At 61.4% G+C, this 24,152-nt stretch carries 29 protein-coding genes and 1 pseudogene; 16 read left to right on the top strand and 14 right to left on the bottom strand.

Annotation, left to right across the window (positions count from 1 at the left end):
* Positions 1-7: 7 nt before the first annotated feature.
* Positions 8-556, top strand: a complete 549-nt coding sequence (locus tag GA0061105_RS08780) for a sugar O-acetyltransferase (RefSeq protein ID WP_092749453.1) — start codon at positions 8-10, stop codon at positions 554-556.
* A gap of 84 nt (positions 557-640) precedes the next feature.
* Positions 641-1,093: a GFA family protein gene (locus GA0061105_RS08775; protein WP_092749451.1), complete on the top strand. Its 453-nt coding sequence runs from the start codon at positions 641-643 to the stop codon at positions 1,091-1,093.
* Between the two features lie 4 nt (positions 1,094-1,097).
* Here GA0061105_RS08775 and GA0061105_RS08770 read toward each other — a convergent pair whose 3' ends face one another.
* From GA0061105_RS08770 to tenA, 4 genes are all read right to left on the bottom strand, one after another.
* Complete coding sequence (locus tag GA0061105_RS08770; protein WP_092749449.1) at positions 1,098-1,397, bottom strand: CcdB family protein; 300 nt, start codon at positions 1,395-1,397, stop codon at positions 1,098-1,100.
* Positions 1,397-1,627, bottom strand: a complete 231-nt coding sequence (locus tag GA0061105_RS08765; protein ID WP_064693443.1) for a type II toxin-antitoxin system CcdA family antitoxin — start codon at positions 1,625-1,627, stop codon at positions 1,397-1,399. The genes GA0061105_RS08770 and GA0061105_RS08765 overlap by 1 nt, the downstream gene beginning before the upstream one ends.
* 58 nt (positions 1,628-1,685) lie before the next feature.
* A complete protein-coding gene (gene lepA / locus GA0061105_RS08760) occupies positions 1,686-3,518 on the bottom strand; it encodes a translation elongation factor 4 (protein WP_064693444.1) in 1,833 nt (610 codons plus the stop codon).
* A 77-nt stretch (positions 3,519-3,595) separates the two neighbouring features.
* Positions 3,596-4,294 carry a thiaminase II gene (tenA, locus tag GA0061105_RS08755; protein ID WP_064693445.1) on the bottom strand — a complete coding sequence of 233 codons (699 nt, stop codon included), beginning with the start codon at positions 4,292-4,294 and terminating at the stop codon, positions 3,596-3,598.
* A gap of 135 nt (positions 4,295-4,429) precedes the next feature.
* Here tenA and GA0061105_RS08750 point away from each other — a divergent pair, with 135 nt between their 5' ends.
* A complete protein-coding gene (locus tag GA0061105_RS08750; protein WP_092749447.1) occupies positions 4,430-4,999 on the top strand; it encodes a helix-turn-helix domain-containing protein in 570 nt (189 codons plus the stop codon).
* Between the two features lie 24 nt (positions 5,000-5,023).
* A complete protein-coding gene (locus GA0061105_RS08745; protein ID WP_064693447.1) occupies positions 5,024-5,542 on the top strand; it encodes a GNAT family N-acetyltransferase in 519 nt (172 codons plus the stop codon).
* Positions 5,543-5,557: 15 nt separating this feature from the next.
* Here the strand turns inward: GA0061105_RS08745 and GA0061105_RS08740 are convergent, their stop codons facing one another.
* On the bottom strand, positions 5,558-6,169 hold the full coding sequence (locus GA0061105_RS08740) for an HAD family hydrolase (protein ID WP_092749752.1): 612 nt from the start codon (positions 6,167-6,169) through the stop codon (positions 5,558-5,560).
* 145 nt (positions 6,170-6,314) lie between these two features.
* On the opposite strand from GA0061105_RS08740, the gene GA0061105_RS08735 reads away from it, so the two are divergent.
* The 3 genes from GA0061105_RS08735 to GA0061105_RS08725 all read left to right on the top strand — a co-directional run bounded on the left by GA0061105_RS08735 (position 6,315) and on the right by GA0061105_RS08725 (position 8,887).
* Positions 6,315-7,340 (top strand): histone deacetylase family protein, encoded by a 1,026-nt coding sequence (locus GA0061105_RS08735; RefSeq protein WP_092749445.1) that lies wholly within the window; start codon positions 6,315-6,317, stop codon positions 7,338-7,340.
* A gap of 9 nt (positions 7,341-7,349) precedes the next feature.
* The gene (recX, locus tag GA0061105_RS08730; protein WP_092749443.1) at positions 7,350-7,901 is read left to right on the top strand and encodes a recombination regulator RecX; all 552 of its coding nucleotides are present in this window, start codon (positions 7,350-7,352) and stop codon (positions 7,899-7,901) included.
* A 92-nt stretch (positions 7,902-7,993) separates the two neighbouring features.
* Complete coding sequence (locus tag GA0061105_RS08725; protein WP_092749441.1) at positions 7,994-8,887, top strand: EamA family transporter; 894 nt, start codon at positions 7,994-7,996, stop codon at positions 8,885-8,887.
* On the opposite strand, the gene GA0061105_RS08720 is transcribed toward GA0061105_RS08725, so the two are convergent.
* Entirely contained in the window at positions 8,888-9,355 is a 468-nt protein-coding gene (locus GA0061105_RS08720; protein ID WP_092749750.1) for a group III truncated hemoglobin, read from the bottom strand.
* 170 nt (positions 9,356-9,525) lie between these two features.
* Here GA0061105_RS08720 and mbfA point away from each other — a divergent pair, with 170 nt between their 5' ends.
* Entirely contained in the window at positions 9,526-10,509 is a 984-nt protein-coding gene (gene mbfA / locus GA0061105_RS08715; RefSeq protein WP_092749439.1) for an iron exporter MbfA, read from the top strand.
* Between the two features lie 243 nt (positions 10,510-10,752).
* Here the strand turns inward: mbfA and GA0061105_RS08710 are convergent, their stop codons facing one another.
* The gene (locus tag GA0061105_RS08710; RefSeq protein ID WP_064693453.1) at positions 10,753-11,352 is read right to left on the bottom strand and encodes a transglutaminase-like cysteine peptidase; all 600 of its coding nucleotides are present in this window, start codon (positions 11,350-11,352) and stop codon (positions 10,753-10,755) included.
* Between the two features lie 145 nt (positions 11,353-11,497).
* The gene (locus GA0061105_RS08705; RefSeq protein ID WP_092749437.1) at positions 11,498-12,313 is read right to left on the bottom strand and encodes an alpha/beta hydrolase; all 816 of its coding nucleotides are present in this window, start codon (positions 12,311-12,313) and stop codon (positions 11,498-11,500) included.
* Between the two features lie 177 nt (positions 12,314-12,490).
* Here GA0061105_RS08705 and infC point away from each other — a divergent pair, with 177 nt between their 5' ends.
* From infC to pheT, 5 genes are all read left to right on the top strand, one after another.
* A complete protein-coding gene (gene infC, locus GA0061105_RS08700; RefSeq protein ID WP_073990355.1) occupies positions 12,491-13,027 on the top strand; it encodes a translation initiation factor IF-3 in 537 nt (178 codons plus the stop codon).
* Between the two features lie 368 nt (positions 13,028-13,395).
* Positions 13,396-13,599, top strand: a complete 204-nt coding sequence (gene rpmI / locus GA0061105_RS08695; protein WP_007813308.1) for a 50S ribosomal protein L35 — start codon at positions 13,396-13,398, stop codon at positions 13,597-13,599.
* Positions 13,600-13,638: 39 nt separating this feature from the next.
* Positions 13,639-14,043 carry a 50S ribosomal protein L20 gene (gene rplT, locus GA0061105_RS08690; protein WP_064693455.1) on the top strand — a complete coding sequence of 135 codons (405 nt, stop codon included), beginning with the start codon at positions 13,639-13,641 and terminating at the stop codon, positions 14,041-14,043.
* A 147-nt stretch (positions 14,044-14,190) separates the two neighbouring features.
* The gene (gene pheS / locus GA0061105_RS08685) at positions 14,191-15,273 is read left to right on the top strand and encodes a phenylalanine--tRNA ligase subunit alpha (protein ID WP_092749435.1); all 1,083 of its coding nucleotides are present in this window, start codon (positions 14,191-14,193) and stop codon (positions 15,271-15,273) included.
* 16 nt (positions 15,274-15,289) lie between these two features.
* Positions 15,290-17,713: a phenylalanine--tRNA ligase subunit beta gene (gene pheT / locus GA0061105_RS08680; RefSeq protein ID WP_092749433.1), complete on the top strand. Its 2,424-nt coding sequence runs from the start codon at positions 15,290-15,292 to the stop codon at positions 17,711-17,713.
* 51 nt (positions 17,714-17,764) lie between these two features.
* Here the strand turns inward: pheT and GA0061105_RS08675 are convergent, their stop codons facing one another.
* Positions 17,765-18,124, bottom strand: coding sequence for a nuclear transport factor 2 family protein (locus GA0061105_RS08675; protein ID WP_064693458.1), 360 nt, complete (start codon positions 18,122-18,124; stop codon positions 17,765-17,767).
* A 69-nt stretch (positions 18,125-18,193) separates the two neighbouring features.
* Here GA0061105_RS08675 and GA0061105_RS08670 point away from each other — a divergent pair.
* Positions 18,194-18,844: pseudogene (locus GA0061105_RS08670) on the top strand (LysR substrate-binding domain-containing protein); the annotation flags it as partial.
* A 27-nt stretch (positions 18,845-18,871) separates the two neighbouring features.
* Here GA0061105_RS08670 and GA0061105_RS08665 read toward each other — a convergent pair.
* Positions 18,872-19,369 (bottom strand): YciE/YciF ferroxidase family protein, encoded by a 498-nt coding sequence (locus GA0061105_RS08665; RefSeq protein ID WP_092749431.1) that lies wholly within the window; start codon positions 19,367-19,369, stop codon positions 18,872-18,874.
* A 147-nt stretch (positions 19,370-19,516) separates the two neighbouring features.
* On the opposite strand from GA0061105_RS08665, the gene GA0061105_RS08660 reads away from it, so the two are divergent.
* Positions 19,517-20,134 (top strand): hypothetical protein, encoded by a 618-nt coding sequence (locus GA0061105_RS08660; RefSeq protein ID WP_092749429.1) that lies wholly within the window; start codon positions 19,517-19,519, stop codon positions 20,132-20,134.
* On the opposite strand, the gene GA0061105_RS08655 is transcribed toward GA0061105_RS08660, so the two are convergent.
* The gene (locus tag GA0061105_RS08655; RefSeq protein ID WP_092749427.1) at positions 20,124-20,567 is read right to left on the bottom strand and encodes a GNAT family N-acetyltransferase; all 444 of its coding nucleotides are present in this window, start codon (positions 20,565-20,567) and stop codon (positions 20,124-20,126) included. The two genes, GA0061105_RS08660 and GA0061105_RS08655, sit on opposite strands and share 11 nt — an antisense overlap.
* Positions 20,564-21,526: an aldo/keto reductase gene (locus tag GA0061105_RS08650; RefSeq protein WP_092749425.1), complete on the bottom strand. Its 963-nt coding sequence runs from the start codon at positions 21,524-21,526 to the stop codon at positions 20,564-20,566. Before GA0061105_RS08650 ends, GA0061105_RS08655 begins: the two co-directional genes overlap by 4 nt.
* Before the next feature lie 189 nt (positions 21,527-21,715).
* Between GA0061105_RS08650 and GA0061105_RS08645 the strand changes: the two genes are divergently transcribed.
* On the top strand, positions 21,716-22,702 hold the full coding sequence (locus GA0061105_RS08645; RefSeq protein WP_092749423.1) for a Gfo/Idh/MocA family protein: 987 nt from the start codon (positions 21,716-21,718) through the stop codon (positions 22,700-22,702).
* Here the strand turns inward: GA0061105_RS08645 and GA0061105_RS08640 are convergent.
* Both GA0061105_RS08640 and GA0061105_RS08635 read right to left on the bottom strand, forming a co-directional pair.
* A complete protein-coding gene (locus GA0061105_RS08640) occupies positions 22,699-23,082 on the bottom strand; it encodes a GtrA family protein (protein WP_092749421.1) in 384 nt (127 codons plus the stop codon). The genes GA0061105_RS08645 and GA0061105_RS08640 overlap by 4 nt on opposite strands.
* Positions 23,079-24,086 (bottom strand): glycosyltransferase, encoded by a 1,008-nt coding sequence (locus GA0061105_RS08635; protein ID WP_092749419.1) that lies wholly within the window; start codon positions 24,084-24,086, stop codon positions 23,079-23,081. The genes GA0061105_RS08640 and GA0061105_RS08635 overlap by 4 nt, the downstream gene beginning before the upstream one ends.
* Positions 24,087-24,152: the final 66 nt, after the last annotated feature.

Below are 24,152 nucleotides of genomic sequence, written 5' to 3'. Positions count from 1 at the left end.
CGATGCGATGCCGGCAAGCGAACGCGAAAAGATGGCGGCGGGTGAATGGTATTGCTGCCTTGATGACGAGCTCGATCTTCTGCGTCAACAGGCGCGGTTGGCCGTCCATGCCCATAACACGCTGCCGCCGGACGAGCGCGGCGCTATGGCGCCGGCCCTGAGGGCGCTCTTCGCCGCGGCCTCACCCGATGTTTTCATCGAAGCGCCGTTTCACTGCTCCTACGGCATCAATATCGTTCTCGGCGAGCGCGTCTATTTCAATGCCGGCTGCACCATTCTGGATTCCAGCCGTGTGACGATCGGCGACCGCAGCATGTTCGGACCCGGCGTGCAGATCTATTGCGCCGAACACCACAAGGACCCGGCCCTTCGCAGCCGGGGTATCGAGATCGCCCGGCCGGTCACGATCGGCAGCGACGTCTGGATCGGCGGCGGCGCCATCATCCTCGGCGGCGTGGCGATTGGCGATGGTGCGATCGTCGGTGCGGGCGCCGTCGTGACCAAGGGTGTGCCGGCGGGCGCGACCGTCGTCGGTAACCCAGCCCGCATGCGATAAGCCGATGCCACCCGTCCGCAGTAAACTTCCCATCTCGACAGTGAGAATCACTCCGCTAGATGAGAAAGCGAAACGGAGGGAGCCATGAGCACATTGAATCTACCCATGGAAGGCGGCTGCCGGTGCGGCCGGGTGCGCTTGAAGATCAGTGCTCCGCCGCTACTCACAATGGCCTGCCATTGCACAGGGTGCCAAAAGATGACCGCGAGCTCCTATTCGCTGAGCGCCGCCGTTCCGAGCGAAGGCTTCGAGGTCACCAAAGGCGAGCCGGTCATCGGTGGCCTGCACGGCGTCACCAAGCATTATTTCTGCCCGCATTGCATGAGCTGGATGTTCACCCGGCCGGAAGGCATGGACTGGTTCGTCAATCTGCGCGTCACCATGCTCGACGACCCCAGCTGGTTCACGCCCTTCGTCGAGACATGGACAAGCGAGAAGCTGGCATTCGCCGAGACAGGAGCAGTCTACAGCTACGCGGCGCTGCCGGAGATGAGCGCTTATGAGGGGCTGGTGAAGGAGTACACGGGCAGAGAATGAAGGCTCAGAAGCCCTGGAAGAGAAAACCCGTGGCGCGCAGGATGGTATCACTTTCCGCCGATAAATCTGTGACCGCTTTTCCTATTTCCCCGGTCGGGATTGATGCCATGCGCTGAGTGGCCATGACATAGGTTTCACCCTCGATGGAAAGGTGTGGGTTCAGCCGTGAGATCGACCAACTCAGTTCCCGCACTGGATACAGCGGCACCATGACCCGCGACGGCAGATCGTCAAGCAGATTGGCTTGAAGATCGATGGCAAGGACATTTTCGTTTTTCAGCTGATAGACGTGAAAGCGTGCCATCAAAACTGACGGTACTTGGCGAGCGGCAGACCGTGTTTTTTGACATATTCGTTTTCGAGCCGGATAGCATCGGCGTTCTCGATCCGCCAAAGCCGCTCGCGTTCCGCCTTTATCGCCTTGGCAATACCATCCTCCGCGGCTCGCGATATGTTGATCTTGAGTTCGCGCGCCTGGGAAACGAGGCCTTCGTCAAGTGAAAGATTCGCAGCTTTTCTGGCCTGACGCCCCATAACGATCTCCTCGATCTTATGCGCAAATCATATGCGCATAAGATGCCATTGAGAAGCGTTATTCGTCGCCCATCTTCAGCGCAGCAATAAACGCTTCCTGCGGGATCTCCACCTTGCCGAACTGGCGCATGCGCTTCTTGCCGGCCTTCTGCTTGTCGAGCAGCTTGCGCTTGCGGGTGGCGTCGCCGCCATAGCATTTTGCCGTCACGTCCTTGCGCAGCGCAGAAATCGTCTCGCGCGCGATGACGTTGCCGCCGATCGCTGCCTGGATCGGGATCTTGAACATGTGCTTGGGGATCAGCTCCTTGAGCTTCTCGCACATGTCGCGGCCGCGCTTTTCGGCAGCGGTCCGGTGGACCATCATCGAGAGAGCATCGACCGGCTCGCCGTTGACGAGGATGGACATCTTCACGAGGTTGCCTTCGCGGTGGTCGGTGAGCGTGTAGTCGAAGGAGGCATAGCCCTTCGAGATCGACTTCAGCCGGTCGTAGAAATCGAAGACGACTTCGTTGAGCGGCAGGTCGTAGGTCAGCATTGCGCGCGTGCCAACATAGGTGAGCTCGATCTGGATGCCGCGCCGGTCCTGGCAGAGCTTGAGGATGCCGCCGAGATAATCGTCGGGGGTCAGGATCGTCGCGCGGATCCATGGCTCGTGGATTTCGGAGATCTTGACGACATCGGGCATGTCGGCCGGGTTGTGCAGCTCGCGCTCCGTGCCGTCGGTCATGTACATCTTGTAAACGACGGAGGGTGCGGTGGCGATCAGGTCGAGATCGAACTCGCGTTCCAGCCGCTCCTGGATGATTTCGAGATGTAAGAGGCCGAGGAAGCCGCAGCGGAAGCCGAAGCCGAGCGCGGCCGAGGATTCCATTTCGAAGGAGAAGGAGGCGTCGTTCAGGCGAAGCTTGCCCATGGCGGCGCGCAGATCCTCGAAATCGGCGGCATCGACCGGGAAGAGGCCGCAGAAGACCACCGGCTGCGCCGGCTTGAAACCCGGCAGCGCCTGGGCGGTCGGCCGCTTGTCCTCGGTGATCGTGTCGCCGACGCGGGTATCGGCCACTTCCTTGATCGAGGCGGTGATGAAGCCGATCTCGCCGGGGCCGAGGCTGTCGACATTGACCATTTTCGGCGTCAGCACACCGACGCGCTCCACCTGGTATTTAGCATCCGTGCCCATCATGCGGATCGTCTGGCCCTTGGTCAGCACGCCGTCGATGATGCGCACCAGAACCATGACGCCGAGATAGGTGTCGTACCAGCTGTCGACGAGCAGCGCCTTCAGCGGCGCCTTTTCACCGCCCGGGCTTTTCGGCGCCGGCAGCTTGTTGACGATCGCCTCCAGCACATCGGGAATGCCGAGGCCGGTCTTGGCCGAGATCAGCACGGCCTCCGAAGCGTCGATGCCAATCACTTCCTCGATCTGTTCCTTGATCCGGTCGGGTTCGGCGGCCGGCAAATCGATCTTGTTGAGGACGGTGACGAGCTCGTGGTTGTTGTCGATCGCCTGATAGACATTGGCGAGCGTCTGCGCCTCGACGCCCTGGCTGGCGTCGACGACGAGCAGCGAGCCCTCGCAGGCCGACAGCGAACGCGACACTTCATAGGCGAAGTCGACGTGGCCGGGCGTGTCGATCAGGTTGAGGATGTACTTCTCGCCGTTGTTTGCCTGGTAATGCAGGCGCACGGTCTGCGCCTTGATGGTGATTCCGCGCTCGCGCTCGATATCCATATTGTCGAGCACCTGCTCGGACATTTCGCGCTCGGCAAGGCCGCCCGTCGTTTGGATCAGCCGGTCGGCCAGCGTCGATTTGCCGTGGTCGATATGGGCCACGATCGAGAAGTTGCGGATATGGGACAGCGGAGTGGTGGAATTGGTGCTCATGCGCGCCATATAGCAGCGCCGCCCCCTGCCGCAAAGCGGTAATTATCCCGCTGTTTACGCTATTTCGTGGGCCGGTCGGACGTGGCTCAGACCGGCCACGTCTCCAGCCGCCAGGCCGAATCCCAGAACATCCATTCATATTGCGAGGCGCGCACGAAAACATCCATCATCTGAGTGCGCTCCGTCGGCGATGCCGAGCGGGCGGCGATATCGGTCAGCGCGATCACTTCGCGGGCGCCAGCGGCAAATTGCGGATCGCCATAGGTGTTGATCCAGGCCTGGAAGGCATTGCCCTCGATAACAGGCCGGTTCTTGATCGCTTCGCCGACATGCCAGTAGATCCAGAAGCAGGGCAGGATGGCCGAAAGCGCCACCGCATAGGAGCTGTGATAGGCGGTGGCGAGCAGGAAGTTCGTATATGCAAAACAGGCAGGCGAGGGGTCGGCCGATGTCACGTCTTCCGAGGTGATGCCGAACTGAGTGAGAAAGCCGGCATGCAGGCCCTGCTCGACGGTGATCGCCTTCTGCGCCGAACCGAGGAAGCGCAGCACCTGGGCATTATCAGGCGCCTTCGCGGCCACGATGGCGAGGCAGCGCGCATAATGCTTCAGGTAGAGTGCGTCCTGCAGGATATAGTGCCGAAAAACGTCCGGCGGCAGCGTGCCGTCCGACAGTCGCGTCAGAAGCGGCAATATCTCGATCTCGGCCATGACGGGCGCGATCCTGTCCCAGGCGGCAGCCGTGAAGCTTCCCGTCGCCTCGATGCTCTGCGTACTGGCGTCCATCACTATCTCCTCGGATTTTCGTTGCCATATATCGACGCCGGCGTGGTGAAAGCAAGGCGTCATCCACCCACCGGCAGGGACTTGATTCCATCATCGGATGCTGTATTTCTCTTATAGTAGAATCATGGATCGTTGATGGAACAGGAACTGGAACAGGCAATCGGCATTCGCATCCGCAAGCTGCGGCTGGAAAAGGGCCTGACATTGGACGAACTGGCGGCGGCCTCCGGCGTCAGCCGCGCCATGATCTCGCGCATCGAACGGGCAGAGGCGAGCCCCACTGCGTCATTGCTGGCAAGGATCTGCGCAGCGCTCGGCCTCTCGCTCTCAGCCTTCTTCGCCGAAGACGGGCAGCAATCTTCGCCGCTCGCGCGCCGGCAGGAGCAGCAGGTCTGGCGCGATCCGGAAACCGGTTATCTCAGGCGCGCGGTCTCGGCGCCCGGCACTGCCTCCGCGGTCGACATCGTCGAAGTCGAATTTCCCCCGGGCGCCCGCGTCAGTTTTCCCCCGCACGGCGCATCCCATGGCATGACGCAGCATGTCTGGCTGTTCGACGGTGAGATGGAGATGACGACGGGTGAGACGGTCTACCGGCTGCGTCCTGGGGATTGCCTCTTCATGCCCGTCGGCGAAGGTCACGTTTTCCACAATCCCGGCAACGCGCCAGCGCGCTATTGCGTCGTGCTCGATCGCGGCAGCCGATAACGTTATTCATTTCGGGAGAAGATCATGCCGGATATTCGTAACCTTTCAGCCGAGGAAGCTCGCGCCGCCGTTCCCGCCCTGTCGGCGGTGCTCGCCGATTGTGTCGCGGGCGGCGCCTCCGTCGGTTTCATGCATCCCTATGGACCCGAAGATGCCGAGTTCTATTGGCGCGATGTCGCCGGCGCGGTTGCCGGTGGCGGCAGCCTGCTGCTGGTCGCCGAACTGGAGGGCCGGATCGTCGGCACGGTGCAGGTCGGTGCTGCGCAGATGCCGAACCAGCCGCATCGCGGCGATCTGAAGAAGCTCCTGGTGCATCGTTCTGCCCGCGGGCGCGGTCTCGCCCGTCTGTTGATGGAAGCCGCCGAACGCGAGGCGGCCGCCCGCGGCAAGACCCTGCTCGTGCTCGATACGGCAACCGGCAGTGATGCCGAAGCAATCTATCCGCGGCTGGGCTGGCAACGCGTCGGCGTCATCCCCGATTATGCTCTGTGGCCGCAAGGCGGCTTCTGCGACACCACCCTGTTCTACAAGCGGCTCGCCTGATTGCGCCAGATCGGCTCAAACCGGCTGGCCGAATGCCGGAAATGCGCCCGTAAGTGTAGCACCCGCCGACCATTGCGCCGCGTGCCAGCCGAACTGCCGCGCCGCCTCGATATTTTCCGCCATGTCGTCGATGAAGGCGATTTCGCCGGGCAGCACGCCGGCGCGCTCGGTCGCCAGCCGGAAGAATTCCCGCGATGGTTTCCGGTGTCCAAGGGCAGCGGAATACAGGATGTCATCGAAATGCGCTCCAAGTCCGGCCTGTTCCATCAGGTAGCGCGCCCGCCTGTGCTCCTGGTTGGTCGCCAAAAACAGGGCGACGCCGCTGTCTCTCAGGGCGGCGAGTTCGTCCAGGAGATTGCGGTCGAGGCGGGAATCATTTTCAAACCAGTAATCGATCAGCGCCGCGGCACTGAGGTGAGGGGCGATTTTTGCCAGCACCTGGGCGAGCCTCGGTTCCAGCGCCTCGCGGCCGACAATGATCTCGCCCCAGTGAGTATGGAAGAATTCCCGCTGCAGCTGCTCGAGACTAAGTCCCAGATCGCGTTCCAGAAATGTGAAGAGAGGGAGGCCGTCGGCCGGACGACCGTGAACGAGCACGCCATCGACATCGACCATCAACACTTTCATGCGGCAGGTTCCCTCGCTCCGGAACGGGCCGAAGGTGACCTCCTTTGTTTGGGCAATCAAGAGCGCGGTGACGCTTTTTTGTTGGCCCTGGTCCATGTAAGTGTCGATCTCGCCGATTGATTTTCCTTCGAGGACAGGATTTGAAATGCGCGTCATCTATTCCGAAGACCACAAGCTGCGCGACGCCAGGACAGAGCTCTATGCCGGTCAGCTGGTAACGCCCTTCGAGGCGCCGTTCCGCGCCGAATGGATCCTGACGGCGGTCAAGAAGGCCGGCTTTGCCGATGTCGTGGCGCCGGATGCGCATGGGCTGGAAACAGCCCGGAGGGTGCATGATCCCGCCTATCTCGATTTTCTCGCCACCGTCTGGGATCGCTGGGTCGCGGCCGGCTTCGAAGGCGAAGCGATCGCCAATTCCTTCCCGGTCCGCCGCACCAGCCAGCGCGTGCCCGACAATATCGTTGGTGCTATCGGCCACTATGCCAATGCCGCCGATACCTCGATCACCAAGGGCTCTTACGAAGCGGCGATCGCCTCCATGCGTTGCGCCATCACAGGCGCGGATTGGCTGAATGCCGGCAACCGTTTCGCTTTCGCGCTCTGCCGCCCGCCCGGCCATCATGCCGGCATCGATCTCTTCGGCGGCTATTGCTTCATCAACAATGCCGGGGTCGCCGCCCAGCGTCTCATCGATCACGGCGCGAAGAAGGTTGCCGTGCTCGACGTCGATTTTCACCATGGCAACGGTACGCAGGACCTGTTCTATCACAGAGGCGATGTCTTCACCGCCTCGCTGCACGGCGATCCCATGTTTGCCTTTCCCTATTTCCTCGGCCATGCCGATGAAGTGGGCGAAGGCGAGGGCACTGGCGCCAACCGCAACTATCCGATGCCGCCCCAAACGCCCTGGGAGGTCTGGTCTTCGGCCCTTGCCGATGCGCTCGCCCGTAGCAAGGTCTTCGGCGCCGAGGCGATCGTCCTGGCCCTCGGCGTCGATACCTTCGAGCGCGATCCGATTTCCTTCTTCCAGCTGAAATCCGAAGATTTCATCCGCATGGGAGAGATGATCGCTGCCGCCGGCCTGCCGGTCGTCACCTGCATGGAGGGCGGTTACGGCGTGCCGGAAATCGGCCTCAACGTCGCCAATGTGCTCAAGGGCCTGGAAGCCTGACCGCTTGCTATGACCGACGAGACTGTCTCCTCCGATATACCGACACCGCGCATGCTGAGCTGGGCGCGCAACTCCGCCATCTATCGCCTCGAACGGCGGATGATGACGGAAAAGCAGCTCTTTGACGCCATCACCCGCAAGGCGAAGGAGAAGTTCGAAGATATCGGCGCGGCGCAACTCAAGGCCCTTGCCGATTTCGCCGTCAAATTCGCCTATGACAACAAGGCTCTCGATGATCGCGTCTATGCTGAGATCAGCACGCGCTCGGCCGTGCGCGGTGGCAAATCGAAGCGCGTCATCGCCCGGAAACTTGCGGCCAAGGGTGTCGCAAGCGACAAGGTCGAAGCCGCGCTCGAAGCAGCGGATGACCTCCATGCCGCGACGATCTTCGCCCGCAAACGTGCCTTCGGTCCTTTCCGTCGCGTCGAACTCGACGACAAACGGAAGGCAAAGGAGCTCTCCGCCTTCGCTCGCAATGGCTTCAGCTTCGAGATCGGCAGGAAGGTCTTCGAGATGAGCCTCGAAGACGCCGAAGAGGTGATCCTTACCGGCCGCCTCTGAGATACATCAGGCCTATTGCTGCCTGGATCAGCAGTTTGAATTTGTCGGGTGCAAATGGGCTCCGTAAGAAGAGGGCGCAATCGGAGACTGAGATGAAAGACGGAACGAAGGACGGCGCCGGCGTACTGGCATTGGAAACGCCTCCCACCTCCTCCGGCCTGGCGGCCGGCGGGCTGATGTGCCTCCTGTCCATGTCTTCGATCCAGTTCGGCGCAGCTCTTTCTTCTCAGGCGATCGCGAGCTATGGGCCGGCTGGGGCAAGCTGGATGCGCCTCGCTTTCGCGGCCATCATTCTTGCCGTTGTGGTGCGACCCCGCATCGCCAGCTACAACCGGGCGCAATGGACGAGCGCTCTGGTTCTCGGCGCGACGACAGCGCTGATGACCATGAGCTTCTTCGCGGCGATCGAGCGTATTCCGCTCGGTCTTGCCGTGGCGATCGATTTTCTCGGTCCGCTTTCCGTTGCGACCGTCGGCTATGGCCTGAGCCGGCGTCTCCTCTGGCCCCTCATTGCAGCACTTGGTGTTCTAGCACTTGCTCATGACGGGGAAGGCTGGGTCGGCGACGTCGAAGGTATTTTCTTTGCGCTCGGCGCCGGCACCGGTTGGGCGATCTATATCGTCCTGACGAAAAAGATCGGTGCGAGCTTCAAGGGGCTAGAAGGGCTGTCCATGTCGCTGATGGTTGCCGCTCTTGTCGCGACACCTTTCGGCTTTGCCGGTGCCGTGCCGGCGCTCGATGGCTACGGCCTGATTGAAATGGCGGGCCTTGCCATTCTGGTGCCGCTGCTGCCCTACACCTTGGAACTGATCGCCTTGCGGCGGATGCCGACAACCTCCTTCGGCATCCTGATGAGCCTCGAACCGGCCATCGCCGCGCTTGCGGGCTTCGTCATCCTGGCCCAGCCGATGACGCTGCTGCAGATGGCCGGAACTGCCTTGGTGGTCGCCGCAAGCGCCGGCGCCACCTTTTCCGCAAGGCCGTGATCAGCCCGTCCTTTTTGCGGGGTCGTCGAGAGCGGGATTGTAGAACAGCGACAGCGTCAGGCTTTTGGCGATCCGCTCTGCCGTCGCCATGAACCAGGCCTTGGCTTCCGGCGAGGGGGCGACATCGTCGAGCGTCGCGGCAAACAGCGATAACCACTTCGGAAAAAGATCGGGCGTCAGGTTCTGAACGCCCGTATGCGCTTGCACCGGCTTGCCGCCATAGGCGCCGCTGCGGAAGGCGACGGCCGACCAGAAGCTCTTCATCTTCTCCATGTGCTCCGGCCAGCGGCCGGAGAGCCTGGCATCAAACACGGGACCGAGATCGGGATGCGCCAGCACGCGCCCGTAGAAAGTCTCCACCAGCCGTCCGATGAAGGCCTCGTCGACGCCCATCGCCTGCATTTCGGCCTCCGCCCTCTCGCGGATGGCCGCGACATGGGCGGGGCGGCCTTGAATGTCATTGTCCATCATAAAATCCGGCGCCGCGTGATGCAGCAGCCCTCATATAGGTCTTTACCGCTGCGAACCAAAGCCGCTCGTGCCGCTTGCGGCAATCTGTCAGCCGCTCCGCCCGTCCACTTGACCACCATCGCCTCCTTCTTTAGATTTAGAATTATTCTAAATTATTGGAGACACCTATGCTGGCGCGGTTTTTCAGGTCGCCGAAACGATCCTTCGAGTCGCTCTCCGAGCAGGAAATTCTTGCCCTTGCGATTGCCTCCGAGGAAGACGACGCCCGCATCTATCTCGCCTATGCCGACAGGCTGCGCCCTGAATTTCCAGCCTCGGCCAAGGTCTTTGAAGATATGGCCGAGGTCGAGGACACCCATCGCAAATCGTTGTTCGAAATCCATCGCCAACGTTTCGGCGAGCGCATCCCGCTGATCCGGCGCGAGCATGTGCAGGGCTTCTACGAGCGCAAGCCGGACTGGTTGAGGGCCAACCTGTCGCTCGATGCGATGCGGCAGGAGACCGAGGCGATGGAGGAGCAGGCCTGTCGTTTTTATGTCGAGGCGGCAAAGCGTACCGCCGATGCCTCGACACGTGAGCTGCTCGGTGATCTCGCGCTCGCCGAACAGGGGCATGAGGACATTGCCCGCATGCTGGGCGACAAACACAGGCCCGAGGATGTCAGGCGCAATGAGGACGAGACGGCGCATCGGCAATTCGTGCTGACCTATGTGCAGCCGGGGCTGGCCGGCTTGATGGACGGCTCGGTCTCGACGCTGGCGCCGATCTTTGCCGCCGCCTTCGCCACCCAGGATACCTGGCAGACCTTTCTCGTCGGCCTTTCCGCCTCCGTCGGCGCCGGTATCTCGATGGGCTTCACCGAAGCCGCCCATGATGACGGCAAGATCTCCGGCAGGGGCTCGCCGGTCAAGCGCGGCCTTGCCTGCGGCATTATGACGGCGCTCGGCGGCCTCGGCCACGCGCTGCCCTATCTGATCCCGCATTTCTGGACGGCGACGATCACCGCCACCATCATCGTCTTCTTCGAATTATGGGCAATCGCCTTCATTCAAAACCGCTACATGGAAACCCCGTTCCTACGCGCCGCCTTCCAGGTGGTGCTCGGCGGCAGCCTGGTCCTCGCCGCCGGCATTCTGATCGGGAATGGGTGAGCTGCGGTCGGGCGGAGCCCGAGCAATCGATCCAGTGAATCGATTGCAGCAGCGAACGCCCGGAGCCCTGCGCAGGGCCGGAAACGGTGCCGGCATACTCGGCATCAAACCGGCCTGTCGCTTGCGTGCAAGCGAAAGGCCGGTTAGCAGCCGGCACCTTTCGCATAAGGAAGAGAGAACCATCACCCACGAAACAAAAAGGCCGGCAAATCGCCGGCCTTTCCACATTCTCTATTGCAATCCTTATCGCAGAGCGCCGACCAGAACGTCGCGGCCATTCTCGATGGTGACCCAGCGGCCGGCATTGTAGCTCGACTGGCGCTTGACGAAGCTATAGGGCGTGCCGAACCACGGCTTGACGTCGGCAGCGAGGTTGTCGAGCACGAAATCGCCTTCGGCTGTGCGCAGCGTCAGGACCGCATGGCCTTCACCGTCGGGCTTGCGCACGACCGTCATCAGAAGGTCGGCGGCCGCAAACCCGCGCTGGATCAGGATGCGGCGCTTCAGCAGCGCGAAATCTTCGCAATCGCCGGCGGTCGTCGGATAGGCCCAGACTTCGTCCTTGCCGTAGATTTCCTTGTCGGTCATCGGCGTGATCGTGCGGTTGACCGTCGCGTTGACCGAACGGACGAGCGACCACTTCGCCGGCGTCATCTCGACCGGGCCCGAATTGCGGTTTGCGCCGCATTCACTGCTGTGGATCTGACAGAAATCGTAATGGCCGATCGGCTGTGAGGTGGCGTTGCCTGTTACCATGGAAGCATTTCTGCTTGGAGCTGGGATGGCGGCAGTCGCCATCGCAAACACGGCCATCATGGCCACAAAGATACCTTTGATCCGCACGCCCGCTCTTTCCTCGATCGCCCCTTAATTATTAACAAACTGTTAATGGAGAGGGCCGAGAAGAGTCAATCGTTACTTCTTGTGAACACCTTGCGACTCGCCGACATGGTTAAAATGCAACAAGTTCGCAGCGGGTTTGGGGCAATTATTGCCCGGTCGTGGATGCGCGGACGATGCCTTTGACGGCGCTCAGGAGAAGGGCGATATCGCCAGGACGGGATAGGCGGTGGTCGCCATCGCGAATGAAGGTAAGCACCACATCGTCGGCGGGAAGGTGCTCCAGAAGCTTCATTGCATGCGCATGCGGCACGTCGGGATCTTTCATTCCCTGGAGGATATGTACCGGGCAGCCGGTCTCGATCATGCCGTCGAGTACGAGGTTCTTTCGTCCGTCCTCGATCAGCGCCTGCATATAGATGTTCGGTTCAGGACTGTATTGCGAGCGCTCTTCGAAATAGCCGCGTTCCGCCAGAGATTTGCGCTCCTTGGCCGTCAGGTTCGGCTCGATCAGTTCGGAGGTGAAATCGGGCGCAGGCGCAATCAGCACCAGGCCGGCGAGCTTCGGACCGCCTTGTCGGGCAAGTTCCTGCGCCAGTCGGAGCGCGATCCAGCCTCCCATCGAGGAGCCGACGAGAATGATCCGGTCGGGCGCGAGGTGGCGGATCACGGCAAGTGCTTCCTCCAGCCAACGCGAGATCGTGCCGTCGCGAAAGCTGCCGCCGGAAAGCCCGTGGCCGGAATAGTCGAGACGGATACAGCCGGCACCGAGTTCAACCGCCAGCCCGTCGAGCTCCACGGCCTTGGTACCGTTCATGTCGGAACGGTAGCCGGGCAGCCAAACGAGCGACGGGGCGGTATTGCCGGCTTGCGCCGGGCGGGCGAGTATGGCGATCTCGCGCGCCGCCTCGCCTTCACCGACCGTCAGGAACTGGGGCTGGGCGTTGGGCATCGGATCGGACATCGGCGAAACTCCTGTTGTTTTGGCCTATAAAACAGATTCTTGGCAGGCTGACAGCAGGTGATTTTTCCGCTAAAGGATGATATTGACTCCGTTGCAGCGATAACGAGATAGGTTTGTGCACCCTGATCGGGAGCGCGCAGCTGCAACGTTCCGAAACAACGCGAGGAGAATACGACCATTCGCAGACCTTTTAAGACCGATGCGCCCGTGAAGGACGGACCGCGCTCGAACCGTGAAATCCGCATTCCCAAAGTTCAGCTGATCGCGGCTGACGGACAGAATATGGGTGTTGTGCCCACCGACCAGGCCTTGAGAATGGCGGAAGAAGCCGGCCTCGATCTCGTCGAAATTTCCCCCAACGCCGAACCGCCGGTGTGCAAGATCCTCGATCTGGGCAAGCTGAAATATGCCAACCAGAAGAAGGCTGCAGAGGCGCGCAAGAAGCAGAAGATCGTCGAAGTCAAAGAAATCAAGATGCGCCCGAACATCGACACCCATGATTATGAGGTGAAGATGAAGGCGATGGGCCGCTTCTTCGATGAAGGCGACAAGGTCAAGGTGACGCTGAAGTTCCGCGGGCGTGAAATGGCCCACCAGGAACTCGGCATGAAGCTTCTTCAGCAGGTCAAGGCCGACACGACCGAGATCGCCAAGGTGGAGGCCGAGCCCAAGCTCGAAGGCCGCCAGATGATGATGGTGCTGGCGCCGAAGTAAGCGCCAGATACTTTTTCGCCCCAAGGCCGTCCGCAAGGGCGGCTTTTGTGCTTTGCGCCACCGTATTATGGGCCTTTGTTTCATGCATGTCGTTATCCCGGAACCGCCGCACACTTCCGGGCGACATGCATAGCCGAAGATTCCTCCGCGGCCCCGTTGCACTTTCATGACGCTGCGGTTATAAGCGCGCGTCCGAACTGACCGGCAGGGCATGCCGTGGCAGTTTCGAATGCTTGCGGGACGGTTCGTCGCCGATGCCGCAGATCAACAACAAACGCTCCCGCACCTTGTTGCGATGGCCGGAGAACCGGACCTCGCGAGGAGGGCTTTTTGATGAAGCGCGCAGGGAGGACAGAAGGAGTAGCAAAATGCCCAAGATGAAGACGAAGTCCTCTGCCAAGAAGCGGTTCAAGATCACCGCTACCGGCAAGGTCAAGGCGGCTGCCGCTGGCAAGCGCCATGGCATGATCAAGCGCTCGAACAAGTTCATTCGCGATGCACGCGGCACCATGGTTCTCGCAGAACCCGATGGCCGCAAGGTCGTGAAGAACTATCTGCCGAACGGTCTCTGAGACTATTCCGGTAACGCGTTAGATTAAGGAGATCATGAAATGGCACGTGTAAAAAGAGGCGTCGCTGCCCACGCCAAGCACAAGAAGGTTCTGAAGCAGGCCAAAGGCTTCTACGGCCGCCGCAAGAACACCATCCGTACCGCCAAGGCTGCCGTCGATCGCGCCAAGCAGTACGCATACCGCGACCGCAAGGTCAACAAGCGCAACTTCCGCGCCCTCTGGATCCAGCGCATCAACGCTGCCGTCCGGGAATTCGGCCTGACCTATGGCCGCTTCATCGACGGCCTGAACAAGGCTGGCATCGAAGTCGACCGTAAGGTTCTCTCCGACATGGCGATCCACGAGCCGGAAGCATTCGGCGCGCTGGTTGCTGCCGCCAAGAAGGCTCTTGAATACCTCAAGGAAACCGGCACGGCCAACGAGTTTGAAGGCGCGGTTCGTTAACCAGCGCTTCCCAAGCTTGACGCTTTTTTGAATTTTGGGAAACCCGCGCTGGTTTGGGCTAGCGCGGGTTTTTCTTTCTCTGTACTCCTGCGCCGGCCTCTCCAGCCTGCCTTTCGAACGCCGCCTGACCTGGACGGAAAGAAGACAATGTCAGATATCGACCAGCTTAAATCCTCCTTGCTTGCCGAAATTTCCGCCGCTGGTGATGAGCCCGCGCTCGAAGCCGTGCGCGTGTCCGCCCTCGGTAAGAAGGGCTCGGTCTCCGAACTCTTAAAGACGCTCGGGGCCATGATGCCGGAGGAACGCCAGACCCGCGGTGCGGCGATCAACGCCCTCAAGAATGTGGTGACGGACGCCATTGCCGAACGCAAGTCGATGCTGAAAGTTGCGGCTGTCAACGCGCGACTGAAGGCCGAGACGGTCGATGTCAGCCTGCCGGTGCGCTCCTCGCCCGCCGAGCGCGGCCGCATCCATCCGATAAGCCAGATCGTCGACGAGATCACTGCGATCTTCGCCGACATGGGCTTCTCGATCGCCGAAGGTCCCGATATCGAGACCGACTATTACAATTTCACCGCCCTGAACTTCCCCGAAGGCCATCCGGCCCGCGAGATGCACGACACGTTTTTCTTCAATCCGGATGAGAATGGTGAGCGCAAAGTGCTGCGCACCCACACCTCGCCCGTGCAGGTGCGTACCATGGAGACGCAGCCGCCGCCGATCCGCATCATCATTCCCGGCAAGACCTACCGCCAGGATTCGGACGCCACGCACTCGCCGATGTTCCATCAGGTCGAGGGCCTGGTCATCGACAAGAAGGCCAATGTCGCCAACATCCGCTGGGTGCTCGAGGAATTCTGCAAGACCTTCTTCGAGGTCGACAGCGTGACGATGCGGTTCCGGCCGTCGTTCTTCCCCTTCACCGAGCCTTCCTTCGAGGTCGATATCCAGTGCGACCGCTCCGGTCCGATCGTGAAGTTCGGCGAAGGCACCGACTGGATGGAGATCCTCGGCTGCGGCATGGTCCATCCGAACGTGCTGCGCTACGGCGGCCTCGATCCGGACGAATATCAGGGCTTTGCCTGGGGCATGGGCCTCGACCGCATCGCCATGCTGAAATACGGCATGCCGGACCTGCGCGACTTCTTCAATGCCGACGTCCGCTGGATGACGCATTACGGCTTCCGCCCGCTCGACATGCCGACGCTGTTCGGCGGTTTGAGCGCTTGAACGGAGAATTGGGACGATGAAATTCACGCTCTCCTGGCTGAAAGAGCATCTGGAAACGGATGCAACGCTCGATGAAATCTGCGCGCGCCTGACTGAGATCGGGCTCGAGGTGGAGGATGTCGACGACAAGGCGGCCTTCAAGCCCTTCATCATCGCGCGGGTTGTCTCGGCGGAAAAACACCCTCAGGCCGATCGCCTGAAAGTGCTGATGGTCGATACCGGTTCCGGTGCGCCGGTTCAGGTCGTCTGCGGTGCCCCGAATGCGCGCGCCGGCCTCGTCGGCGCCTTCGCCGCGCCCGGAACCTATGTTCCCGGCATTGATGTGACGCTTGCGGTCGGCAATATTCGCGGCGTCGAAAGCCGCGGCATGATGTGCTCCGAAAAGGAGCTTGAGATCTCCGAAAATCACGACGGCATCATCGATCTGCCTGACGATGCGCCGGTCGGCACGAGCTATGCGACTTATGCCCATCTCGATGATCCGGTCATTGAGATCAACCTGACACCCAACCGGCCGGACTGCACCTCGATCCACGGCATCGCCCGCGATCTTGCGGCCTCCGGCCTCGGCACGCTGAAGACGCGGCCGGCGCCGTCCTTCGCCGTCGAAGGCGAGACGCCGGTCAAGCTGACGCTCGATCTCGACGATCCCAGGCTCTGCCCGGGCTTTTCGCTGCGTCTCGTGCGCGGCATCAGGAACGGCCCCAGCCCGCGCTGGATGCAGCAGCGGCTTCTCGCTATCGGTCTGCGCCCGATCAATGCGCTGGTCGATATCACCAACTACATGACCTTCGACCAGGGCCGGCCGATGCACGTCTTCGACGCCGCCAAGGTCAAGGGCAACCTGACGGTGCGCCGCGCCAAAGAAGGCGAGACCGTGCTGGCGCTCGACCAGCGCGAATACAAGCTTGGCCCGAACAACGTCGTCATATCGGATGAAGATGGCGTCGAATCGATCGGCGGCATCATGGGCGGCGAACATTCCGGCTGCGACGAGAACACCGTCGACGTCCTGATCGAATCCGCTCTCTGGGACCCGATGAACATTGCCAAATCGGGCCGCAGCCTCGGCATCATCACCGATGCCCGCTACCGCTTCGAACGCGGCGTCGATCCGGAATATATGGTTCCCGGCCTCGAACGCACGACCGAACTCGTGCTCGAGCTCTGCGGCGGCACGGCCGCGAGCGCCGAGGTCGTCGGTTACAAGGGCTACGAGCCGAGGATCGTCGATTTTCCCTATGCCGAGGTCAAGCGCCTGACGGGGCTGGAGGTTTCGACGGAGGAAAGCAATGCGATCCTCGCCCGCCTCGGTTTTGCGGTTTCCGGCTCCGGCGAACGCGTCTCCGTGGCCGTTCCCTCATGGCGCCCCGATGTCGACGGCAAGGCCGATCTCGTTGAGGAGGTCATGCGCATCCATGGCGTCGACAATATCAAGCCGGCGCCGCTCGAAAGCCATGCCGCCGTCAACAACAAGATCCTGACGACGCTGCAGATCCGCACCCGTGCCGCCAAGCGGGCGCTTGCCTCGCGCGGCATGCTGGAGGCGGTCACCTGGTCCTTCATTCCGGAAGATCAGGCAAAGCTCTTCGGCGGCGGTTCCGTGGCCCTCAAGCTTGCTAATCCGATCGCTGCCGAGATGTCGGACATGCGCCCCTCGCTGCTGCCGGGCCTGCTGACGGCTGCCCAGCGCAATGCCGACAAGGGTTATGGCGACGTGGCGATCTTCGAAGTCTCGGGCACTTATGAGAACGACCGGCCGGAGGGCCAGCGTCGTGTCGCCGGCGGCATTCGCCGCGGCACGGCCTCACTATCAGGTGCGGGTCGCATGTGGTCCAATACGGCCAAGGGCGGCGGCAAGCCGGTGGATGTCTTCGATGCCAAGGCCGATGCGCTCGCCGTCATTGAAGCCTGTGGCCTGCCGACTGCCAATATCCAGATCGAGCAGGGTGGGCCCGAATGGTATCATCCCGGCCGCTCCGGCACGATCAAAATGGGGCCGAAGACCGTGCTCGGCTATTTCGGAGAATTCCACCCGCTGACGCTGGAAGCGCTTGATGTCTCCGGCGCCCTCTGCGGCTTCGAAGTCTATCTCGATGCCATGGCGGAGCCGAAGAAGAAGGCAACCCGCACCAAGCCGGCGCTGGATCTTTCGCCCTTCCAGGCTGTCAAGCGCGACTTCGCCTTCGTCGTCGACAAGACTGTGGAAGCCGGCGCGATCGTCAAGGCTGCGACCGGCGCCGACCGCAAGCTCATCACCGGCGTCAATGTCTTCGACATCTTCGAAGGCGCATCGGTCGGCGAGGACAGGAAGTCGGTGGCGATCGAGGTTCAGATCCAGCCGGTTGATCGCACGCTGACGGATGAGGATTTCGAAGCGCTGACGCAGAAGATCGTGGCGAGTGTGACGAAGTTCACCGGTGGTGTGCTCAGAAGCTGAGCTTCATCTGCCGAAAACTGAATGGACCGGTCGCGCCAGCGGCCGGTTTCTTCATGTGTGCAGATGATAAAGCTTGCTGACGATCGTCCAGCGGCCATCGATCTTCAGCAGCGATAGATAGTCGGTAAAGCGCATTCCGGCAAAGTCGTCGGTGACCTTGACGCTCGCCGCGTCGCCCTCGACATCGACGCTCTGGATATCCATGAAGGGCTGCGTGCCGGGCGGGGCGGGCTCCTCCGCCAGGATCGCGGCAATGAATTCGTCCCGAGTCAGCCATTCCACGGCGTTTTGATAATAGCCGATGATCGAGCTTTGCGGATGGAAAGCCTTTTTCAAGGCTGCCGCATTGGCGAAGGCCATGCCTTCGACATAGAGATGAACCGTCTGTTCGACTGCTTGCCTGTCCGACATCTCTTCATCCCGGTCTCCGAGATGCTCTTAAATAGTTTCGTGGGCTGCGAAGGCAAGCCCGGCCGCTGCCCGGCCGGGCTTCTTTTGATTACAGATTCGTCATTGCAAGCGAGGCTTCCGAATAGCGCATGCCCGCCACCTGTCCGTCTTGGCGACTTTCTCAACACCTATCCTGATATTACGCTTGAGATCGCCAATGAAGGCGGCTTCACCGATATCGTCAAGGAGGGTTTCGACGCGGGAATCCGGCTGGAGGAGAGTCTGGAGGCCGATATGGTCGCCGTCAAAATCTCGCCCAATCTCACGACAGTGATCGCAGCCTCGCCCGAATATTTCGAGCGCTACCCGAAGCCGGAGCACCCGCGCTATCTCGTCTGCCACCGTTGCATCAAGCGGCGCTTCACCAACGGCTCCATCTATCGCTGGGAGTTTGAAAAGGACGGGCAGGAACTGATTGTTGCGGTCGATGGGCCGCTCATCGTCAGCGAGGACCGGCTGGCCCTCCTGACCGCGCTGAACGGCGCCGGCCTTGCCTATCTCTTCGACTTGCGGGTGCATGCCGAACTGGCGGCCGGTCGGCTTGTTCGGGTGCTGGAGGATTGGTGCGCGCCCTATTCCGGGCCGTTTGTCTACTATCCTACCCGACGGCAAATGCGGCCGGCGCTGCGCGCCTTCATCGATTTTTTCAGATATGCCCAAAAGGATACGGGCGGCCGGTAAGCAACAGGCCGCCCGTTGTCGCAGTGATCAGGCGGCTTTCGCCTTCTGGTTTGCCGCCGTCGTTGCGAGTTGGGAGAGCTTCTTGTCGGTAGCCGTCTCCTCCTGCAGCGTCTGGTCGAGCAGGGCGGCGACATCCTTGAGGCCGAGCGTTGCGGCCCAGGTCTTCAGCGTCCCGTACCGTGCAATTTCATAGTGCTCTACGGCCTGCGCCGCCGAGATCAGCCCGGCATCGAGCGCCGGCGTGCCCTTGAACTCTTCCATGATGTCTTCGCCCTCGGCGATGATGCCCTGGATTGCCTCGCAGGTCTTGCCCTGCGCGCGCTTGCCGATTTTTTCGAAAACCTGCTGCAGGCGCTCGACCTGGGCTTCGGTTTCCTCGAGATGCTTCTGGAAACCCGCCTTCAGTTCGGAGGACTGGGCGGCGCGTGCCATCTTCGGCAGGGCGCGCAAAATCTGCCGCTCGGCAAAATATATGTCCTTGAGCGTGTCGTAGAAGAGATCTTCCAACGTCTTTTCCTTGGCCATTTTCTCGATCCTTGTTTTGGGAAAGGCCGCGAACGCGGCGACACACTAAGAAGCGAAGATCGCGCCAATTGTTCCCGATCGATTTCGGGTGGACTGGAAAACCGCCCCGGGCAATCATCCCCGCCGCGACGTGGAGGAAGAAAACGCATGCGAAAGCCGGGTTCGATGAAAGGTCTGGAGGATCTCGGCCGCGTGCGGTTGTCGAAAAACTTCTTCTTCCGCGATTTCCTGCATTCGGAAATCGCCGATTTCTACCGCATTCCCAACATCCCCGAGGATCCCGATGTGGCGATCGAGGCAGGCAGGCGACTTTGCGAGGAACTGCTGGAGCCGCTGGAAGCGACGTTCGGGCGTCTGCACATCCGCTCCGGCTACCGCTCGCCTGCGGTCAACCGGTTCGGTAACGACAACAATCTGAACTGTTCCACGAATGCCGCCACCGCTGGGCATCACATCTGGGATGTCAGGGATTTCGACGGCTGCATGGGCGCCGCCGTCTGTATTGTCGTGCCGTGGATGATCGACCGCTATCGCGATGAAAGCGACTGGCAGCGGCTCGCCTGGTGGATCCACGACCACCTGCCTTATGCATCACTCTGCTTCTTCCCAAAACTCTGGGCCTTCAATATTCAGTGGCACGAACGGCCGAAACGGGTGATCCAGAGCTATGTCAGGCCACGCGGCATCCTGACCAAGCCCGGCATGGCGAACTGGGAAGGCGACCACGCCGCTTTCTACGAGGGATTTCCGGTACTCAGAAACTGATGCGATAACGGATGTGGCCGTCGCTTTCGACATACCTGTCGTAGAGTGCGCGGGCCGTCTTGTTCTGCTCGCTCGTATGCCAATAGAGCCGTGACCAGCCCTGCGCCTTGCAGAGCGCGACGAGATCGTCCAGCAGCGCCCGGCCGACGCCCTTGCCGCGCGCATCGGGATCGACGAAGAGGTCTTCGAGATAGCAGTCCCTGCCACGGATCCAGGTGCCCTCATGCGTCAGGAAAAGAGCAAAGCCCATGATCCGGCCGTCGATCTCGGCGACGCGCATCGCGATCGCCGAGGCCGGATCGAAGATCCGCCGCCACGTCTGGTCGGTAATATCCGCATCGACCGTCACCTCGTAGAAGGCGAGATAGGCTGCCCAGAGTTCACGCCAGCGGGCTTCATCCCCATGGCGGGCATCGCGTATCGTTGCGGTCATGGCTCTGTTCTTTCAGCGCCGGCTTCGTCGAGCAGCGCCATTGCGTCATCGGAAAGCGAAAGTGTCGCAGACTTCACCAGGCTGTCGAGCTGCGGCAGGCTGGTCGCGCTGGCGATCGGCGCCGTCACGCCCTTTTTGCGCAACAGCCAGGCAAGCGAGATTTCCGCCGGCTTGGCGCCGGTCTCGGCAGCCAGCTTGTCGAGCGCGGCGAGAATGCGCAGGCCCTTCGCGTCAAGATATTGGGAAACGCGGCCTTCGCGCGCCCGTCCATGCGTATCGGTCTTACTGCGGTATTTGCCGGTGAGGAAGCCGGCAGCGAGGCTAAAATAGGTGATGACGCCGATATCCTGACGGACGCAGAGATCGGCAAGCGGCCCCTCGAAGCTTGCGCGCTGGTATAGATTATATTCCGGCTGCAGCACGTCATATCGTGGCAGACGGGCCTTCTCGGCTGCGTCGAAGGACGCCTGAAGCAGACCGGCATCGTAATTGGAGCAGCCGATGGCGCGGATCTTGCCCTGCTGCTTCAGCTTCGCAAAGGCGCCGAGCGTTTCTGCATGTGGCGTATCGGCATCCGGCCAATGCGAGAGATAGAGATCGATATAATCCGTCTGCAGCCGGCGCAGTGACGCCTCGACTGCCGCCAGAATATAGCTCTCCTTGAGCGTCTTTCCCTGGCCCATGTCCGAGCCCACCTTGGTAACGACGACGGCCTTGTCGCGGGAGAGCCGCGCCTGTTTCAGCCAGCGTCCGATGATCTCCTCGGAATCGCCGCCCTTGTTGCCGGGAGCCCATGCGGAATAGACATCTGCCGTATCGATCGTGTTGAGCCCGGCATCGAAAAAGGCGTCGAGAATGGCGAAGGATGTTTTCTCGTCGGCCGTCCAGCCGAAGACATTGCCGCCGATCACGATCGGCGCGATCGCAAGACCTGTTTTTCCAAGCCGGCGCATTTCCATGGCGCTCTCCAAAATGCGTGACATATCAAAGGCTGCAATGAATTTGCAGATACGGCAGGACGCCGCCCCGCTAAGCTAGCGCGGTCGCGGCACGAGGGAAACCCAACCTCCGTGATTTCATGTCGCGCCATTGCGTCGCGGCGGAGGCCTGAATATGGTTCGCGAATATCAGTTTTGGGAGGCTCGCACATGCTGCGTTTCGGTATCATTTCAACGGCGAAGATCGGTCGCGACAATGTCGTTCCCGCCATCCAGGACGCGGAAAATTGCGTCGTCACCGCGATTGCCAGCCGGGACCTAGCGCGGGCAAGGGAGATGGCCGATCGCTTTTCGGTGCCGCACGCCTTCGGCTCCTATGAGGAAATGCTGGCTTCCGACGTCATCGACGCCGTCTATATCCCGCTGCCGACCTCGCAGCACATCGAATGGTCCATCAAGGCAGCCGATGCCGGCAAGCATGTGCTCTGCGAGAAGCCCCTAGCACTGAAAGCAGCCGATATCGACGCGGTGATTGCGGCCCGCGACCGCAACCGGGTGGTGGTGACGGAAGCCTATATGATCACCTATTCCCCGGTCTGGCAGAAAGTGCGTTCGCTGATTGGCGAGGGTGCGATCGGTTCGCTCCGGCATGTGCAGGGCGCTTTCACCTATTTCAACCGTGACCCCGCCAACATGCGCAACGTTCCCGAACTCGGCGGCGGCGGCCTTCCCGATATCGGCGTCTATCCCGTCATGAGCACACGCTTTTCCACTGGCAAGGAGCCGCTCTGGGTCCAGGCGATCACCGAGCGCGATCCGGATTTCGGCACCGATATCTATTCGAGCGTCAAGGCCGATTTCGGAGATTTCGAGCTGAGCTTCTATGTCTCGACCCAGATGGCCAACCGCCAGGTCATGGTCTTCCATGGCACCGAAGGTTATATCGAGGTCAAGTCGCCCTTCAACGCCAATCGCTGGGGACCGGAAGAGATCGAACTCGCCGATCGCAGCCACAATGAATCGCGCATCTTCCGCTATCAGGACAGCCGCCAGTACAAGCGCGAGGTCGAGGCCTTCGCTCGGGCGGTCAAAACCGGCAAGGAAGAGATCGTCACGCTCGAAAACTCGAAGCTGAACCAGAAGGTGATCGATGCGATCTACCGCGCCAGCGAGAAAGACGGGTGGGAAGCTGTTTAGAGCCTTTCCGGGCGGAAGACGAAGCGCGAATAGCCGAAGAAGCTGAAGACCATCGAGGCGACGCTGGCGATCGCCATGGCCGCCAGCGGTTGCAGCATGGGCAGCGAAAGCAGCAGCGCAGCGTACAGCCCGTAATTGACCAGTGCCGACGTCACGCCGACCGAGCCGTATCGGAAGCCCTCGGCAGCAAGCGAACGACCGGAGCGATCGAAGGTGAAGCTGCGGTTGAAAGCCCAGGTGGCCGCCATTGCCGCGGCGATGGCGATGAGCCGCGCCAGAAACGGCCCGAGCGGCGTCAGATGGAGCAGCGCCGCCAGCATGCCCGCATCGACAAGGAAGCCGATGCCGCCGGCGATCGCGAAGCGGACGAGCTTTCTCATGCCGCACCCGCCTTGCCGGGACGTTCGTGCGACACCCGTATTGCGTCGGCGAGCGGCGCCCTGGCCGTCCTCGGGGTCTCCAGGCTCATATAATGGATGCGAAGCTGCTCGGCCCGGGCCCGGGCCACGGAATCCAGGATGACGCCGGCGGTAAAAAGCATGAACGAGATCATCATCAGCGCCATTGACAGAACCCAGCTCGGCATGCGGCTGACGAGGCCTGTGTCGAAATATTCCGCCAGCACCGGCGTCATGAAGCCGAGGCTCGTCAGCATGAAGGCTGCGCTGATCGCGCTGAAGAAGGCGAAAGGCCGGGTCTCCTTCATCAGCATCGCGAACATCCAGAGGATTTTTCCGCCGTCACGGAACGTCGAAAGCTTCGAATGCGAGCCTTCCGGCCGGCGGCCGTAGTCGAGTTCCAGCTCGCTGACCGGAAGCTTCAGCCGGGAGGCATGCACCGACATCTCGGTTTCGATCTCGAAGCCGCCTGATACCGCCGGGAAGCTCTTGACGAAGCGGCGCGAGAAAGCGCGGTAGCCGGAAAATATATCGGTGAAGTCGGGGCCGAAAATCGTCCGGTAGAGCAGGTTGAAAAGCCGGTTGCCAAGTGCATGGCCCTGACGGCCGGCATCGGCATGCACGCCGCGCCTTGTTCCCACAACCATGTCGGCGCGCTCGGTCAGAAGCGTCCGCACCAGTTCCTCAGCATCGCCTGGCGCGTAAGTTCCGTCGCCATCGGCGATGATGTAGATGTCGGCGTCGATGTCGGCGAACATGCGGCGCACGACGTGCCCCTTGCCCTGCCGCCGTTCGCGCACGACATGTGCGCCGGCCAGCATTGCCTGCAACGCGGTCCCGTCGGTGGAATTATTGTCGTAGACGTGGATCGCGGCATCCGGCAGCGTCGCCCGGAAGCCCTGCACCACAGAGCCGATCGTCGCGGCCTCGTTATAGCAGGGAAGCAGGACGGCGATGTCCGGGTGATGGTTACGCGTTCGGGCCATGACTCTACTCATTACACTGAAGCCTCCACCAGCCTAAATCAGCAGCGTTAATAAGACGCTATGACC

The organism is Rhizobium aethiopicum, assembly GCF_900094625.1.
Lineage (GTDB): Bacteria > Pseudomonadota > Alphaproteobacteria > Rhizobiales > Rhizobiaceae > Rhizobium > Rhizobium aethiopicum.
This window is presented reverse-complemented; position numbering and strand designations above follow the sequence as displayed.